The organism is Fictibacillus sp. S7 (assembly GCF_004127935.1).
GTDB lineage: Bacteria > Bacillota > Bacilli > Bacillales > Fictibacillaceae > Fictibacillus_C > Fictibacillus_C enclensis.
Window position 1 is genome coordinate 2619359 of the sequence record NZ_QJKL01000001.1, and the last position, 15480, is coordinate 2634838.

Here is a 15480-nt window from a genome sequence, read left to right on the forward strand (position 1 = left end):
TGATGTCATAGTCGAGCTTTCTGAAAAGGAGGGCCATCATGCAAAAGGTTAATGATTCAATGTGCTTAAAAATGAACAGGGACACGTTTATCATTCCTGATTCGAACCAGGGAGTGTCTGTCCGGAACAATGAAAAATCATTACGAATGGAAGGCAGCACCATCGACCGCTGGCTGGAAAGATTGACACCGATGCTTGACGGAACACGCACACTTCAAGCCATAACAAATGGGCTGCCGGAGGCTTTTCAAGATCAGGTCTACAAAATTGCACACATTCTGTACGAAAACGGCTTTGCCCGGGATGTAAGCCAGAGCCTCCCTCACCAGCTATCTGACACTGTTCTTAGTCAATACGCTTCCCAAATTGAATATTTGGATCAAATCCGAAATTCAGGGGCCTACCGGTTCCAGGTTTACCGTCAGACAAAAGCCGCGGTATTGGGAGCCGATTCACTTCTTCCTTCTCTTGTTCAATCTCTCATTCACTCCGGTCAACCGGGCTTTACGATCATTCTTACCGAATCTCAACAATCTCTCCAGCCGTTTTTGAGAGAAATAATAGAAGAGGCCGCCAAAAAAGATTCCGAGTCAAATATTATTCTTATGCAGTCATCGAACAAAGATTGGAGCAAGGAGCTAAAACCCTATGATTCTGTTCTTTATAGTTCCCATGGCAGTGATCTAACCGAGCTTCGTACCCTTCACTCCCTTTGCAAGAAACAGGGAAAAACCTTTCTTCCGGTTACCATTTCAAACGGCCTTGCTTTTGCCGGCCCTGTCGTCACTGCTAAATCGGAAGTTTCCTGGGAATCTGCGTTTCGCCGCATTCACCAGCGTCGGGGGCAAGCAACTCCAACTTCCCCTTCCCAAACCGCTTGTGCCCTGTTGGCAAACGTGGCCGTTTTTGAGTGGTTTAAAGAAGTCACAGGGGTGTATGAAGGTCGAAAGGATACATCCTTTTACCAGCTTAACCTTGAAACACTTGAAGGAACCTGGCAGCCGTTTCTTCCCCATCCTTTGGTCAACGGCCGTGTATCTGCACAGCCTATTGAAAACCCGGCTGAATGTCTTGAAACCCGCGCCCATCAGCCAACAAATCTGCATCCCCTTTTCCTCCAAATCACGTCCACGGATGCGGGTATCTTTCATGTTTGGGAGGAAGCAGATTTATCTCAGCTCCCGCTATCACAGTGTAAGGTTCAAGTTGCTGATCCGAGTTCAGAAGGTCCATCCAAGCTCTTTCCCGAACTCGTTTGCTCAGGTCTCACCCATGAAGAAGCCCGCCTTGAAGCGGGTCTGTTTGGCCTCGAACAATATATCAGCAACTATGAAAATGAGTTCTTTGGTGAAAATCGTCCCTTCTATTGGGGAGCGGGGATTGGCCAAACGGCTGAGGAAGGCATGGGCAGGGCACTGCAGAATGCCCTTCACGAGGTGTTTCAGAAAAAGCAGGATTACCGTGTCAGCGAAACGCCTTTGAACCTGTCTTCCCTTGAAGATGAACGGTGCCAATTTTTATGGCAGTCATTGAAAACCCTCAAGCCGGCTCCTCAGCTCTTTTCTGGAGAAGCTGTGCTCGGTTTTCCGGTGATTTGGGTTAAGGGCGACGAAAATTGGCATGGAAGTGTGGGACTGAATCAAAAGATGGCGGTAAGCCGTGCATTGCAAACGGCTTTGATAACTGCTCAAGATAAGGAAATTTGTCATTTCCCATATGGGGTTACCGCTTCCTCTGTTACCGTCCATAAAGAGAAACAGCCCGAGTTTTCCTTTAACGAAGAAACATGGAAAGAAACCTTTCTGTCTGCTTTAAATCGGCTAAACCAGAAGGCTCAATTTTACGAGCTGCAAGCGGAATCCTTTTTCACCGAACATACAAAAGACATTTATGGTGTGGTGTTAAGCGGGGTGGAACAGACATGAGCCAATCCATCGTTATTATCGGCAGCGGAATGTTGGCTGATCAGGTACACGAGGAGCTATGCGGACAGTACTCATTATCAAGGGCAGCTATAGTGAGCGAAGCGGTTTTGGATCAACAAGCGCTCGCCCTGGTGCTTCACGATTCCTGGATACCTGGGGAGCACCGGAAAGCCGAAGAGGTCTTTCGGTCATCCGGCATTCCCTGGCTCCGGGGCTTTGTTGCCTTTGGCGAAGCCTGCATCGGCCCCCTTGTAGAGCCTGATCATGAGGGCTGCTCAGAGTGCGCAGACCAGCGCCGCTTTATGGCCGGTTCAAACCGGAGAGAACATTTCCATCTGAAGGAATATATGATGGACCATCCTCAAACGGAAAATGATCCCTGGGCTTCCACTCTCGGTCTAAAACATGCCTCCCTTCTTATACAGGAGGAAGTCCATCAGATCTTGTCCGGGAAAAAAAGCCGTACCTTTGAACATGTCTTTCTTCTGCACTTAAATACGCTCCGGCTATCCAGCCACCTCGTTCTGCCTGATCCGTATTGCCCGGTATGCGGAAATCTGCCGGAGGATACAGCAGAAAGAGCAACGATTCACTTAAAACCCAGCCCTAAAGCCTCCCTCCAAAGCTTCCGCTGCCGCTCATTGGAAGAGCTGGAAAAGATACTTGGCAGAAATTATATCGACCACCGAACCGGTCTTCTGAATCAAAAACACTACGACCTCACTTCGCCGTTCGCTGATACGGTAGTGAACCTGCCCTTGCTGACGGGCAATGAATTATGCGCCGGACGCACCCATTCCTTTGTTCAAAGTGAACAGGGTGCCATCTTGGAGGGGCTCGAAAGATACTGCGGTTATGCGCCAAAAGGAAAACGCACAACGATTTATGCTCCGTATGCGGAGGTGGCAGATCATGCCCTTAACCCGAAAGCTGTAGGCGTTCATACAGAGGAACAATATAATCGTCTCCATTTTCCTTTCCAGCCGCTCACCCCTGACCGATCGATTGATTGGGTGTGGGGCTACTCGCTAACACAGGAACGGCCGATATTGGTACCGGAGACCTTTGCTTACTACAGCCTGGGATGCGGCGGAGGGTTTGTCTATGAAACCTCTAACGGCTGTGCGCTTGGCGGCAGTCTGGAGGAAGCCATCCTCTACGGAATTTTTGAAATTGTGGAGCGTGATTCTTTCCTGATGACATGGTACGGCCGGCTTCCTCTACCGTGTCTTGATCCCGCATCAATCAATGATCAGGAATTCCAGCTCATGATCAAGCGTTTACGCACGGTGGCTGGCTATGAAGTCCGGCTGTATAACTCAACAACCGAGAACGGCATCCCAAGTGTTTGGGCTATTGCCAAAAGTACAAAATCCACAGGCATGAACGTCGTCTGTGCCGCCGGAGCCCACATTGATCCTTTGAGGGCAGTAAAAGGTGCGGTACAAGAGATTGCCGGTATGCTGCTCAACCTGGACGAAAAGCTCGAACACAACCGGGAAAAATACGTCAGCATGTATCACGATTCCTATCTCGTCCAACAAATGGAAGACCACTCGATGCTGTACGGCTTAAAGGAAACAGAAGAACGCCTGTCGTTCCTGTTGGATCAACCTGCCGTAAGACGCTTTGACGAGGAATTCTCGCCGCCCCGCCAGCAGCCGGATTTGCTTGACGATTTAAAGGATATCCTGAACATATTTGGCCGTCTTCAAATGGAAGTTATTGTCGTGGACCAAACCAGTCCGGAATTGAAACGAAACGGACTTCATTGTGTCAAAGTCATAATACCTGGCATGATTCCCATGACGTTCGGCCATCATCTGAGTCGCCTGAAAGGATTGGACCGTGTTTTAAACGTACCCGCGAAACTCGGGTATACAAAAAAGCCGCTGAACGTCAGCGACCTGAACCCCTATCCCCATCCGTTTCCATAATTCGTCCCGAAGGAGGAAGACTATGAACCTCGATGAGTTTTTATATAAACTCCATTATGAGACAGACCGGGTAAAGCCTGGGGACTGGGTGGTGAACTGGGACGACGCCCCCCTTCCCTATAAGCTGTATCAGGAATTGCCGTCAGTAGAACTGCCTATTTCTCCCCTTTTCCATTTCAAAGAGCAAAAAACATCCATTCCATCCCTAGAAGAGCTCGGCCACTTTTTAAAATTCACATTCGGCCTTACCCAGATCAGCCAGACATTGCCGGTTGATGACCAGACCGGAGAATGGACCACCTACCGGCGCTTTGCCCCCTCGGGCGGCGCCCTTTATCCAAGCGAGCTGTATCTTTATTTAAAAATGGAAGGCCTGCCACATGGCATTTATCACTATGATGCAGCACATCACCGATTGGTCGCTTTGCGAGAAGGGAATTTTGACAGCTACCTCCAGCGTGCTCTCGGGAGCCGTTGTGATGTTTCTTCCGCCTTTGGCACAGTTTTTCTCTCGGTTTTTTTCTGGAAAAACTTTTTCAAATACCATAACTTTTCCTACCGGCTGCAGGGACTGGACACCGGATTTGTGATCGGCCAGCTGCTGGAAACGGGCAGGAGGCTCGGGTTTCAAAGCCGTGTATATTATCAGTTTCTTGACCGTGCCATTAACCATCTTCTAGGGATATCCGGGCAAGAGGAAAGTGTATATGCGATACTTCCTCTTTCCGTTGATCCGGCGGTGGAGTGGTCCAGAGAGGAGAAACTTGAAGAATCGGTCACTGCCGCCTCCTTATCCAGCGAACTGCCTCCACTTTCCCATTGTCATTACGTGCGATCAAGGGAAATCAGGCCATACCCAGTAATACTAAAAATGAATGAAGCCTGCCTGCTGAACTCGTTAACATGGAAAAGGGAGAAAACCGAAATACCAAAACCTCCTCGAACTGAGCGGTTATCGTACGACTTTTATTCTGTCTGTGAAAAACGCCATTCTCCCGGGCTGGACTTTTATCAGAAGACGGTAAGTAAATCTACATTAACAGCTCTTCTAAACGAAGCCTTCTCTGCCTCTTTTCACCAAAATGATGTGGATGTATCGGATGTTTCGCTGTATTGCTACGCATACAGCGTGGCAGGTTTACCGAACGGATTTTATTCTTACGATGAATCAAGCCATGATTTATCGCTTATTGAGGAAGGTGATTTCCGCACCGAGCTGCAGGATGGATTGCTGGCAGACACGGTCAACCTGGCCCAGGTTCCACTACATTTTGTCATTGCCGGTGCAAGAGACCATAACCAAGCTAATTATGGATACAGAGGCCACCGCATCCAGCACATGGAGGCCGGGATTTTGTCCCAGCATTTGCTGCTCGCCGCTTCTGCGTTGGACCTCTCTGGACATCCGCTCCTTGGGTTTGATGTGAATACCTATGATGATCTCTTTAAACTGAGGGAAACGAAAAAAACAAGCCTGTTGTTCCTGCCAGTGGGGGGCTCACGTCCCCTGCCAAGATTACAGGGACCATTATAGTGAATAAAACGGCGGGTTAGGATCCCCCGCCGTTTGTATATTTATTATCACCCATCATGTAATTCGAGCTGTCCCCTGGTTTCGCACCATCCCCTCCCCCTATAGATAGCCTGGAATATAAAACAAAGAGCCGCCGGAGCGACTCTTATGAAAATACTCTATTCAGATTTACTTCTTCATCCACTCCGGCTTGCCGAAGCCTTTAAATTCTTTATCCATTGTTTGTTCAAATTCTTTCGACTCTACCGCTGCTTTAATGTCTTTAGCGAACTGGGATTTCACGTCTTTCGTATTCACTACCACACGATTTCGGTATTGATCCGGCATGTTCTCAAGGAATAGCGCATCCTGAAGATTCATTTTTGCTGCGATTGCAAAATTTCCCGGTACAGCGGAAACATCCGCACTTCCGACTGCACGTGGCAATTGGGCAGCCTCCAAAGGCTTAAACTGAAGTTTCTTTGGGTTGTCTTGTATATCTTTTTCAGAAGCCGTTAATGGATTAACATCTTTTTTGATGGTAATAAGCCCGGCATCCTGGAACATTAACAGCGTTCTTGCCAGGTTTACTGGATCATTGGCAATGGCAATGGTGCTTCCATTCTTAATGTCTTCTATTTTTTTAAATTTCTCAGAGTATACTCCCATTGGAGCGGTTGGCACACTGATTAGCTCAGACAGTTTTAGGTTCTTCTCTTTTGCGAAATTTTCCATATAGATCTTATGTTGAAACAAGTTGGCATCAATGGATCCTTTGGATAAGGACAGGTTAGGCTGTACATAATCACTAAACTCTACGACTTTGACTTTGTACCCCTTTTTCTCAAGTTGTGGCTTGATCGCTTTTGTTACCATGTCGCTGTATGGACCGGCTGTGGCGCCAATGGCAATATTCTTTTTATCACCAGAGCCTGATGATCCACTCGATGAAGATCCACAAGCTGACAAAAGGCCAACCACAAGCAGTAAAATAAGTGCAGACAAATACTTTTTCATAGTTTCTCTCTCCTATTAATTATTATCTTTTATCTACTTTTTTAGAGATAGAGTCTCCCGCAAGCTGAATAACCTGCACAAGGAGAATCAAAACCACCACTGTGGTAATCATAACGGTGTTATCGTAACGATAGTATCCAAATCGAATGGCCAGATCCCCAATACCTCCGCCCCCAACAATTCCGGCCATTGCAGAATAGCCGACCAAACTAATGGTTGTAATTGTGAGCCCTTGAACAAGTCCAGGCTTGGCTTCCGGAAGAAGAACATCCTTAATGATCATCCATGAAGTGGCTCCCACCGCAATAGCCGATTCTATGACACCCTTATCAATCTCTCTCATTGACGTTTCTACCATTCTTGCAAAAAAAGGAATCGCTGCTACCGACAAAGAGACAGAGGCCGCAGTAGGACCAATCGTTGTGCCGGTAAGAAGATTCGTTAGAGGAAGCAATGCCACCAAAAGAATGATGTAGGGAATGGAACGAATCAAGTTTACGATCCATCCGGCAACACCTTTCACCACCGAATTCTCCAAAAACAATCCTTTATCCGTTACAAACAGCAAAACACCAAGCGGAAGTCCGAGAACAATTGCTACAAGCAGCGAAATTCCCACCATATAGAGAGTCTCGAAAAACGCCTTATTAATATCCGGCATAAGCTGGACGAGCGATTCAAGCAGCATCCTGGACCACCTCCAGGCTTCTCGTTTTGCTGGTGATGTAATCAATTGCCTTTTTTACTTCGGACGCTTCTCCTGTCAATTCCATAATGAAAATGCCAAGAGGTGTATCCTGAATGTATTCTATTTTGCCGTGCAGGATGTTTCCTTTCACCTGATACCGCTGGAAAAGCTCGGATACGACAGACTCCTCAGCGATTTCACCTTTAAACTGGATCTTGATGATGGTTCCCTTTCTTTTCTCAATCAGCTGCTCTGGAAGATCGAACTGAAGGATACTATTAATGAAATCCCGGGTCAGCGGCTTTTTCGGATTGGAAAAAATCTCATACACCTCTCCCTCTTCGATCACTTCCCCGTTCTGCATAACTGCGATTTTATGGCAAATCTCCTTCACCACTTCCATCTCATGCGTTATCAGAACGATGGTCAGTCCAAGTTTTTTATTTATATCTTTTAACAGATTGAGAATGGATTTGGTTGTACTCGGATCTAGTGCTGAGGTCGCCTCATCGCATAACAGCACCTTTGGATTGTTGGCAAGTGCCCTGGCAATCCCTACTCTTTGTTTTTGTCCACCACTCAACTGTGCCGGATACTGGTCTTTTTTATCAGTCAGATCGACCAGATCCAAAAGCTCCAAGACACGCTTATTTGCTTCAGCTTTCGTCTTTCCTGCTGCTTTAAGTGCAAACGCAATATTTTCATAAACCGTTTTTGAGCTCACTAGATGAAAATGCTGAAAGATCATCCCAATTTTTAAACGTGCTTTTCGCAGGCCATCACCTTTCAGCGTCGTAAGGTCGACTCCATCAATTTTCACTTGACCCGATGTTGGCTTTTCAAGCAAATTCAAACAGCGGATAAGTGAGCTTTTACCAGCACCGCTATACCCGATAATGCCGTAGATTTCCCCTTCTTTTACATTAAGGGAAACGTTGTTCACCCCTACGATTTCTTTCTTCTTTGAACGATACACCTTTACCAGGTTGTTGACTTCGATCAAGAAATTGCCCCCTCTTTTCTTTCAATGTAAAAAAGCCCCTTTCATCATGAAAGAGGCTTTTGATTATGCATTCAATCTCACCTTATCTTTCAGAATGAAGTTCATTCTGCAGGAAGTGGCACCTTTCCATATGGAGGTTGCCGGACGTCATTGGGCCTAATCCCTCAGTCTCTCTTGATAAGAACAGTTATTATATTATTATTAGAACATTTTTAATCATAAAATTCTTTTTTATCCTTGTCAATACTATTCTGCGTGGAATGGTCGGGATTAAACGCTTTCATTAAGAAATACGAAGATAGAGTTTATTACCATTTATGAAAATGAAAATTAAAAGTTAACGGTTAGTTTTTTTGATGTTCATTCGGTTCAACACCAGTTAAACCATGGTAGTCATAATCCTTGAAAGGAAAATAGAGGTTATGAGTCAATTTTGTAAAGGTGAGACTTGTCCATACTTCTTGTTGATTCTTTATAAATTCAGATCTTAAATCACCAAAGAGAAAATACAGATTATGATACATTTCATCATAATTGTCCTGTTCCACATTAAATAATTTAGGTATATTATGGCTATAAATAAGCTTATTGCTTTCTTTTGAAACATAATAAAATAAAGCATAAATGTATACCGTCTCCCCGTAATTCTGGGATAATTTGGTTTATAAGCCAGGCTGCGTCATGATAAATATTCTCCATAGTTTTCGTTTCCATTATACCTCGCTATTCCTTATTAATGCTTTCTGTTCAAACTTTATTGTAAAAAATAGGCACCCAATAAAACACCCCACCAGCTTACTAAAAAATAAGGAACTCTCTTTAATTGGATAAATTTTAATGTTTTTTTACGATAGAAACGGACTTTCCTATAAAAATCGATAAAAATCATCGGTTTTTCTGCAATTATTTGCGCTTCTCACTTTCTACCAGCTTTCAAATAATTGATATTTGTCATATAATAGAGATAGTTCAATCCATTAATTATTGTAATCCGCGATGATATCGTTTTCATTAAGACAGGAAAGTGTGTGACTCGATTGCACCTTGACTTGGTGTGACTACTGCAACTTTTCTGCAAATATTAGGCGAAAAGGTTGGTATAAATGAGCAACAGAGAAACTAACACAGACGTCATTTTAATTGGCGCCGGAATCATGAGTGCGACATTAGGAACTCTCTTGAAAGAATTAGTACCGGAATGGAATATTAAAGTGTTTGAGAAGCTCGGAAAACCAGGCGAGGAAAGTTCCAATGAATGGAACAATGCGGGAACAGGACACGCGGCACTGTGCGAGCTTAACTATACGGTTGAAAAGCCTGATGGATCCATTGATATTAGCAAAGCAATAAACATAAATGAACAGTTTCAGGTATCCATGCAGTTCTGGTCTCATCTGGTAAATCGCAAGCTCATCCAAAAACCTGAGGAATTTATCATGCCGCTGCCTCATATGAGTTTAGTGCAAGGTGAGAAAAATGTGAAGTTCCTGAAGAAACGGTTTGAAGCGATGTCAAAGAATCCACTGTTTCAAGGAATGGAATTTTCCGAAGATACGGAGAAATTGCTGGAATGGATTCCACTTATCCTTGAAGGCCGTAAAATGGACGAACCGATTGCGGCTACCAAAATTGACTCCGGAACGGATGTTAACTTTGGTGCGTTAACCCGTATCCTTTTTGATCATTTAAAAACAAAGAATGTTGATGTTCTCTATGGACATGGTGTTAATGATTTAAAGCGTACGAGTGACGGATCCTGGGAACTGAAAATTAAGAATTATGACAGCGGTACCTTGGAACGCCATAAAGCAAAATTCGTTTTTATCGGCGGTGGCGGCGGAAGCCTTCATCTCCTTCAGAAATCCGGTATTCCTGAAGGCAAGCATATTGGCGGATTCCCGGTAAGCGGAATTTTCATGGTATGTAACAATCCGAAAGTCATTGAGCAGCACCACGCAAAAGTTTACGGAAAAGCCAAGGTGGGTGCTCCTCCGATGTCCGTACCGCATCTGGATACACGATTTATCAATAACAAAAAGTCCCTGCTGTTCGGACCATTTGCCGGCTTCTCACCAAAGTTCTTAAAAACCGGCTCCATGTTCGATTTGATTACTTCTGTTAAACCCGATAATATCTTAACGATGCTGGCTGCAGGTGTAAAAGAAATGTCATTGACCAAATACCTGATCCAGCAAGTACTGCTATCCAAAGAACAGCGTATGGAAGAGCTTCGTGAATTCATCCCGAACGCGAAAATTGAAGATTGGGATTTAGTTGTGGCCGGCCAGCGTGTGCAGGTCATCAAAGATACAGAAGCTGGCGGCAAAGGAACCCTTCAGTTCGGTACAGAAGTGGTTACTGGAGCCAACGGAACCATCGCAGCATTACTGGGTGCTTCTCCGGGAGCTTCCACAGCGGTTCATGTTATGCTTCAAATCATCAGCAAATGCTTCCCTGATCGCATGAAAGAGTGGGAGCCGAAAATCAAAGAAATGATTCCGTCCTACGGTCTTTCCTTGATGGAAAATCCTGACCTGCTGAGAAAAATTCATCAGTCCACAGCCGAGTCGCTCGGTCTTAAAAAAAAAGAACCCGTCTTTAATGACGAAAAAACAACAGAAACAGTCTACTAAGTGAAAACTTTTAATTGGCAGCTCAATTGAACCTTCGATCCCTCTTCGGGATTGGAGGTTTTTATATCGGCCGAAATAGATGGGCATGAAAAATAAGGAAGGCGCTGCACTTACAGACAGCGTCCTTTTCTCATTACTCTCCACTCGAATAAATCATAATCTTGAGTATATTCGTTTTATCATGAATGGCTTTTTCAAACGCCTCAGCAGTCTCTTCCACCTTTTCGGACAGAAGCGATCGTTCCCTGAACGGATTTAGGGCTGCCCGCCGTTTCAATGCCAGGTCTACACCTCGACCGGCGGTAAATTCATTCAACTTCTGAGCCAAATCGTCTTCCCTCAGATTGATCGTATGGGTGACCCCCATCTCCTTTGCCGTTTTCAAGCGGCTTTGTTCCAGATCAACCGAGGCTCATAAAAATACTGAACCTGTTTTTCTTTTTAAGCGATTATTTTACTGATCCAAAACACCCTTTTTCAATATAATGTTGGCATATGGAACGTGTTCGCTAGTCGCCAAAACTGCATATGCTTCCTTGCTTCTTTCATAAAACTGATGGCGTTCAAGCTTTTCAAATGACACCTTGTCCCCGTTAGTGGCTTGAACGGCTCGTTCGAATTCCTTCCAGATCTGCGGATTCTTGTCGTCACCTTCCACCGGATCCATCAACAGAACCGGAGCGTCTACATAGGTATCAAGGGGGAATAAATCTAAAATAGCGCGCAAAAAGTCACAGACGCCATGGCCATAGCCGGGAACCAGCCGGCGGGCATGACTTGCCGCTGGAAAATTTCCATCGGCAATGACAATTTCATCACCGTGCCCCATTTCCATCAGTACCTTGAGCAGCTCAGGAGACAGAATTGAAGGTATGCCTTTAAGCATGGCTCGCACCCCATTCGTTTCTCATCAAAGGGTAACCTCCTGCTCATGATCCATATGATCTTCAGGCTGTGCCGCTTTAACTGTTAATCCCCCATCCACCATCAATAAGTGCCCATTGATTTGCATGGCCTCATCTGATGCGAGGAAGACAACCGCATCCCCAATTTGCTTCTCTGTTCCCAACCGTTTCATTGGGTTGGCTTCAATCTCTTTTTCCAGAATTGCCGGGTCTGCCAGATATTCCTCGCACATCTGTGTGGCGGTTGTGCTTGGACCAACCGCATTAACGTTGATGTTGTATTTGCCCAGTTCAATCGCCAGGGCCTTGGTTAGATGGCTGGCCGCTGCTTTGGACGAGATATAGTGCGGCACCACCGGGCTGGTGACCATCACACTGGCTGTCGAAGCGATATTTACAATCTTTCCGTATTTTCTTCCGATCATCGATTTCGCCACTCGCTGCGATGTTAGGAAGATCGATTTCACATTCGTCTGGTACGTTCGGTCCCACATTTCTTCCGAAAGACTTAAAAACGGTTCAAACGGGGCGATTCCGGCGTTGTTGACCAAGATATCCACTAGCCCCAATTCCTGTTCCACTTCACTGATCATTTGATCAACATCCTGCTTGATGCCGACGTTCCCCTGAACTGTCAGTGCACGGACCCCAAATTGTTCTTCAACGTATTTCTTTAGGTCAACGGCTTTTTCAAGGTCACTTGAGGAAAAATAGTTGATCGCAACATTAGCTCCTTCTTCCGCCAATCGTTTCACGATAGCTGATCCAATTCCCTGGCTTCCCCCTGTTACAAGTGCGGTACGGTTTGTGAATTTACTCATCTTGTACTCTCCTTTGTCTTGGTATTTAATCGGTAAAATTTCTTGGCATTCTCCGTGAAGATATTTTCTCTCTCTTCTGATGTAAGTGAATCAGGAAGATTTTTATTAATAATGTCAATGGCATCCCCATAGGTTCCCGCCGATAAGCAGACAGGCCAGTCAGAGCCAAACAGCAGTCGTGACGGTCCAAATACGTTTGTGACATGCTGGATGTAAGGGTTGAAATCTTCTGTTTCCCACTCGTACGGAACCGCCTCTGTCATGAATCCGGAGACCTTGCACCATACATTCGGGTACTCGGCGAGGGCTTTCATCTCTTCCTTCCAGCCAGACAGCTCTCCCTCTGCGATATTCGGCTTGGCCATATGATCAACGATTGCTCTTAACCCAGGAAGCGCTTTCAATAACTCCAGTACAAAAGGGATATGTTTTTTGTTAATCAACAAATCAAGCGGAAGTTCTTTTTTATGAAGAAGCTTCACATTTTCAACAACCTGCTCCTGCAGAATCCAATCACTTTGCTCGATGTCCTGCAGCATCGGACGAAGACCAACCACACCCGGGTTCGTTAATAGTTCTTCTAATTGCTCCTGAAAAGAAGGTGAAGAAAGATCGAGCCAGCCGACCACCCCTTTGATCCAGTCATAACGTTCATATAGTGATAAGAGAAATAAGGTTTCTTCGTATGTAGGTGCGGCTTGGACCACGATTGTTCCGGAAATATTGAATTGCCGCAGCATAGGAACCAAGTCTTCAGGCAGGTAATCCTGATAGAGAACCTCCATGTCCTCGGTAAACCATCCGTAATCGCCTCTCTCCAGCTTCCAAAAGTGCTGATGGCTATCAATCATGTGCATTCCCCCCTTGATTGTTCATTTTAATGTTACCGGTAACATAATTAATAACAAAAGTATTTAGAATTGTCAAACTATTTTTAAAGATGCACAAAAAAAGAACCTCTATTCTTTAATAGAAGTTCCTGATGATTTTCTGATTACCAATTCCGGCTTTAAATTAATAGATCGGTAACCTGTCGGACTATTTCCTTCTACCCGTTCAATGACCAGTTGCGTGCCTATGTAACCGAAGTCATAGGCGGGCTGCGAGGATACCGTTAAAAACGGATCCAGTTCTATAAACAGTTCAAGGTCATCAAAGCAGACGACCGCCATATCCTCCGGCACCCGGAGGCCACCCTGGCGTAGCTGTTTAATAAGCTTAATGGCAATAAAATTGTTAACGGCAAAGAATGCCGTTGGACGCTCGTCCTCCGGTAGTTCAAGCAGATGATTAATTCCGGCTAACTGATCCTCCTGTTTGTAATGGTCTTCAACCATAAAGAAAGGATTCACAGTTAGGTCATTTAATTTCAACGTTTCCACATATGCCTGATATCGTTCCTTCGACGTCGAAATGGTCAACGGTCCATGGACCATCGCGATCCGTTGGTGACCATTGTTGATGAGGTGTTGAAGCAGATACCGGGTTCCCTCGTAATTATCCCCAAGCACCATATCACATGGTACATTTTCAATTTTACGGTCGATTAACGTAAAAGGGATTCGGTTTCTCATTAGCTTTTTTAAATTTTTAAGCGAGGAATCTCCGGTTGGTGCGATAATGACCCCATCCACCCGCTTGGCAATCAGTGCATCAATATACTCGCTTTCCTTCTCGTAATCCTCATCGGTATTGCAAAGAATGAGCTGATATCCCATCTGGTTGGCTTTATCTGTAGCCCCTCTCGCCACTTTTGTAAAAAAAGGATTGGTAATGTCCGTAATAACAAGAGAAAGCAGCTTGGTTTTCTTCAAATTCAGGCTTTGCGCGGCCGAATTGGGTATATAGTTTAATTCCTTGATCGCGTCCTCTACCTTTTTCCTGGTCGCTTCACTGATGTTTCCTTTGTTGTTAATGACCCTGGAAACCGTCATGGAGGAAACGTTGGCTCGTTTGGCAATATCATAAATCGTCGTCACATTACTTACCTGCCTTCTTGTTCTCCCGTTCTATCTATTATAGTTAGTTTACCAAACTTTTATCAGGAAGAAGAGAGACGTGTATAAAAACAAAAACCAGCCTGTCCCATCAGGCTGGTGTTTCACTCATCAAACTCTCTCTTTCAAAAACTCTTCCACTTCATCCAATTCCGGATACGAAGTCTGCGTCCCCCGCTTGGTGACACTTAAGGCGGCAAAGGCAGTGGCCTTTTTCATCGCCTCAAGTACATCTCCGGTTTTAACGTAGTAGTGGGAGAAGCAGCCGATGAAGGCGTCACCTGCACCTGTGGTATCAATCGCGTCCACTTTATGGGAGGATACGGTTTGGACATCATCCTTCGTTACCCACATCACACCGCGGCTGCCCATCGTTACGATGACGTTCTTTACACCACGCTCTACCAGCGTCATGGCCGCCAAGCGAACCTGTTCATCAGTTTCCACCGGCAGGTCCGTTAAAATCTCCAGCTCGCTTTCGTTCGGAACAAAAAAGTCGCTTTTGCACACATACTCAAAGTCCAGTTCCTTGGAGGCAGGCGCCGGGTTCAGGATCACCGGGATGCCATGCTCGTTTCCGAATTCAATTGCACGGTAAACGGTTGGCAGCGGCACCTCCAGCTGCAAAACGATCAGTGAGCATTGTTTCAGCTTTTCTGCTGCACCGTCCACATCCTCCGGTGAAAGATGCTTATTCGCTCCTTTAATGATCAAGATACGGTTTTTGGAATCCGGATCCACAAAAATTGGCGCCACGCCGCTGGACGTACCGGGCACTTTAACGGTATATTCCGTATCGATGCCATACTTCCCGAGGTTATTAATCGTGTTGTCGGCAAACAAATCATCCCCGACTTTTGTCACCATCATGACGTCGGAACCGAGCTTGGCCGCGGCTACCGCCTGGTTGCACCCTTTTCCTCCGCAGCCGATTTCAAAGTCCGGCGCTTCCAGTGTTTCTCCTTCTTTTGGCATTTTATCAATGTACGAAATCAAATCCACCATGTTGGATCCAATCACTGCAATATCCATTGTTCTTCC

General features: G+C 45.4%; 14 protein-coding genes and 1 riboswitch. Of the genes, 4 read left to right on the top strand and 10 right to left on the bottom strand.

The genetic code is table 11. The annotated features are described in order from the left end of the window. Window positions 1–38 precede the first annotated feature (38 nt). The 3 genes from DMO16_RS13490 to DMO16_RS13500 are packed head-to-tail and all read left to right on the top strand — an operon-like array spanning window position 39 to window position 5396. A complete protein-coding gene (locus DMO16_RS13490; RefSeq protein ID WP_129478021.1) occupies window positions 39–1925 on the top strand; it encodes a bacteriocin maturation protein in 1887 nt (628 codons plus the stop codon). Then, window positions 1922–3862, top strand: coding sequence for a TOMM precursor leader peptide-binding protein (locus DMO16_RS13495; protein WP_129478023.1), 1941 nt, complete (start codon window positions 1922–1924; stop codon window positions 3860–3862). The genes DMO16_RS13490 and DMO16_RS13495 overlap by 4 nt, the downstream gene beginning before the upstream one ends. Window positions 3863–3884: 22 nt before the next feature. Next, a complete protein-coding gene (locus tag DMO16_RS13500; RefSeq protein ID WP_129478025.1) occupies window positions 3885–5396 on the top strand; it encodes a SagB family peptide dehydrogenase in 1512 nt (503 codons plus the stop codon). Window positions 5397–5564: 168 nt separating this feature from the next. Here the strand turns inward: DMO16_RS13500 and DMO16_RS13505 are convergent, their stop codons facing one another. The 4 genes from DMO16_RS13505 to DMO16_RS25440 all read right to left on the bottom strand — a co-directional run bounded on the left by DMO16_RS13505 (window position 5565) and on the right by DMO16_RS25440 (window position 8709). Beyond that, window positions 5565–6392, bottom strand: a complete 828-nt coding sequence (locus DMO16_RS13505; protein ID WP_061974767.1) for a MetQ/NlpA family ABC transporter substrate-binding protein — start codon at window positions 6390–6392, stop codon at window positions 5565–5567. Window positions 6393–6414: 22 nt separating this feature from the next. Beyond that, a complete protein-coding gene (locus DMO16_RS13510) occupies window positions 6415–7080 on the bottom strand; it encodes a methionine ABC transporter permease (protein ID WP_090237535.1) in 666 nt (221 codons plus the stop codon). Continuing rightward, window positions 7070–8083 carry a methionine ABC transporter ATP-binding protein gene (locus DMO16_RS13515; protein ID WP_129478027.1) on the bottom strand — a complete coding sequence of 338 codons (1014 nt, stop codon included), beginning with the start codon at window positions 8081–8083 and terminating at the stop codon, window positions 7070–7072. Before DMO16_RS13515 ends, DMO16_RS13510 begins: the two co-directional genes overlap by 11 nt. A gap of 79 nt (window positions 8084–8162) precedes the next feature. Then, window positions 8163–8267: riboswitch (SAM riboswitch) on the bottom strand. Between the two features lie 160 nt (window positions 8268–8427). Further along, window positions 8428–8709 (bottom strand): immunity protein YezG family protein, encoded by a 282-nt coding sequence (locus DMO16_RS25440; RefSeq protein WP_129480395.1) that lies wholly within the window; start codon window positions 8707–8709, stop codon window positions 8428–8430. A 477-nt stretch (window positions 8710–9186) separates the two neighbouring features. Between DMO16_RS25440 and DMO16_RS13525 the strand changes: the two genes are divergently transcribed. Continuing rightward, the gene (locus DMO16_RS13525; RefSeq protein WP_129478029.1) at window positions 9187–10716 is read left to right on the top strand and encodes a malate:quinone oxidoreductase; all 1530 of its coding nucleotides are present in this window, start codon (window positions 9187–9189) and stop codon (window positions 10714–10716) included. A 133-nt stretch (window positions 10717–10849) separates the two neighbouring features. Here DMO16_RS13525 and DMO16_RS13530 read toward each other — a convergent pair whose 3' ends face one another. The 6 genes from DMO16_RS13530 to rbsK all read right to left on the bottom strand — a co-directional run bounded on the left by DMO16_RS13530 (window position 10850) and on the right by rbsK (window position 15471). Continuing rightward, window positions 10850–11101, bottom strand: coding sequence for a hypothetical protein (locus tag DMO16_RS13530; RefSeq protein ID WP_129478031.1), 252 nt, complete (start codon window positions 11099–11101; stop codon window positions 10850–10852). Between the two features lie 69 nt (window positions 11102–11170). Further along, window positions 11171–11602 carry an RbsD/FucU family protein gene (locus DMO16_RS13535; RefSeq protein WP_061974773.1) on the bottom strand — a complete coding sequence of 144 codons (432 nt, stop codon included), beginning with the start codon at window positions 11600–11602 and terminating at the stop codon, window positions 11171–11173. 24 nt (window positions 11603–11626) lie between these two features. Beyond that, on the bottom strand, window positions 11627–12442 hold the full coding sequence (locus DMO16_RS13540; protein WP_129478033.1) for an SDR family NAD(P)-dependent oxidoreductase: 816 nt from the start codon (window positions 12440–12442) through the stop codon (window positions 11627–11629). Beyond that, a complete protein-coding gene (locus DMO16_RS13545; protein ID WP_164988924.1) occupies window positions 12439–13293 on the bottom strand; it encodes an amidohydrolase family protein in 855 nt (284 codons plus the stop codon). The genes DMO16_RS13540 and DMO16_RS13545 overlap by 4 nt, the downstream gene beginning before the upstream one ends. A 108-nt stretch (window positions 13294–13401) precedes the next feature. Continuing rightward, window positions 13402–14421 (bottom strand): LacI family DNA-binding transcriptional regulator, encoded by a 1020-nt coding sequence (locus DMO16_RS13550; protein ID WP_129478038.1) that lies wholly within the window; start codon window positions 14419–14421, stop codon window positions 13402–13404. A 129-nt stretch (window positions 14422–14550) separates the two neighbouring features. Next, on the bottom strand, window positions 14551–15471 hold the full coding sequence (gene rbsK, locus DMO16_RS13555) for a ribokinase (RefSeq protein WP_129478039.1): 921 nt from the start codon (window positions 15469–15471) through the stop codon (window positions 14551–14553). Window positions 15472–15480: the final 9 nt, after the last annotated feature.

What these genes read in the sequence shown, in the direction of transcription:
- DMO16_RS13490 (WP_129478021.1), top strand. Translation starts at nt 39, where the DNA reads ATGCAAAAGGTTAATGATTCAATGTGCTTAAAAATGAACAGGGACACG.
- DMO16_RS13495 (WP_129478023.1), top strand. Translation starts at nt 1,922, where the DNA reads ATGAGCCAATCCATCGTTATTATCGGCAGCGGAATGTTGGCTGATCAG.
- DMO16_RS13500 (WP_129478025.1), top strand. Translation starts at nt 3,885, where the DNA reads ATGAACCTCGATGAGTTTTTATATAAACTCCATTATGAGACAGACCGG.
- DMO16_RS13505 (WP_061974767.1), bottom strand. Translation starts at nt 6,392, where the DNA reads ATGAAAAAGTATTTGTCTGCACTTATTTTACTGCTTGTGGTTGGCCTT.
- DMO16_RS13510 (WP_090237535.1), bottom strand. Translation starts at nt 7,080, where the DNA reads ATGCTGCTTGAATCGCTCGTCCAGCTTATGCCGGATATTAATAAGGCG.
- DMO16_RS13525 (WP_129478029.1), top strand. Translation starts at nt 9,187, where the DNA reads ATGAGCAACAGAGAAACTAACACAGACGTCATTTTAATTGGCGCCGGA.
- DMO16_RS13535 (WP_061974773.1), bottom strand. Translation starts at nt 11,602, where the DNA reads ATGCTTAAAGGCATACCTTCAATTCTGTCTCCTGAGCTGCTCAAGGTA.
- DMO16_RS13540 (WP_129478033.1), bottom strand. Translation starts at nt 12,442, where the DNA reads ATGAGTAAATTCACAAACCGTACCGCACTTGTAACAGGGGGAAGCCAG.
- DMO16_RS13545 (WP_164988924.1), bottom strand. Translation starts at nt 13,293, where the DNA reads ATGATTGATAGCCATCAGCACTTTTGGAAGCTGGAGAGAGGCGATTAC.
- rbsK (WP_129478039.1), bottom strand. Translation starts at nt 15,471, where the DNA reads ATGGATATTGCAGTGATTGGATCCAACATGGTGGATTTGATTTCGTAC.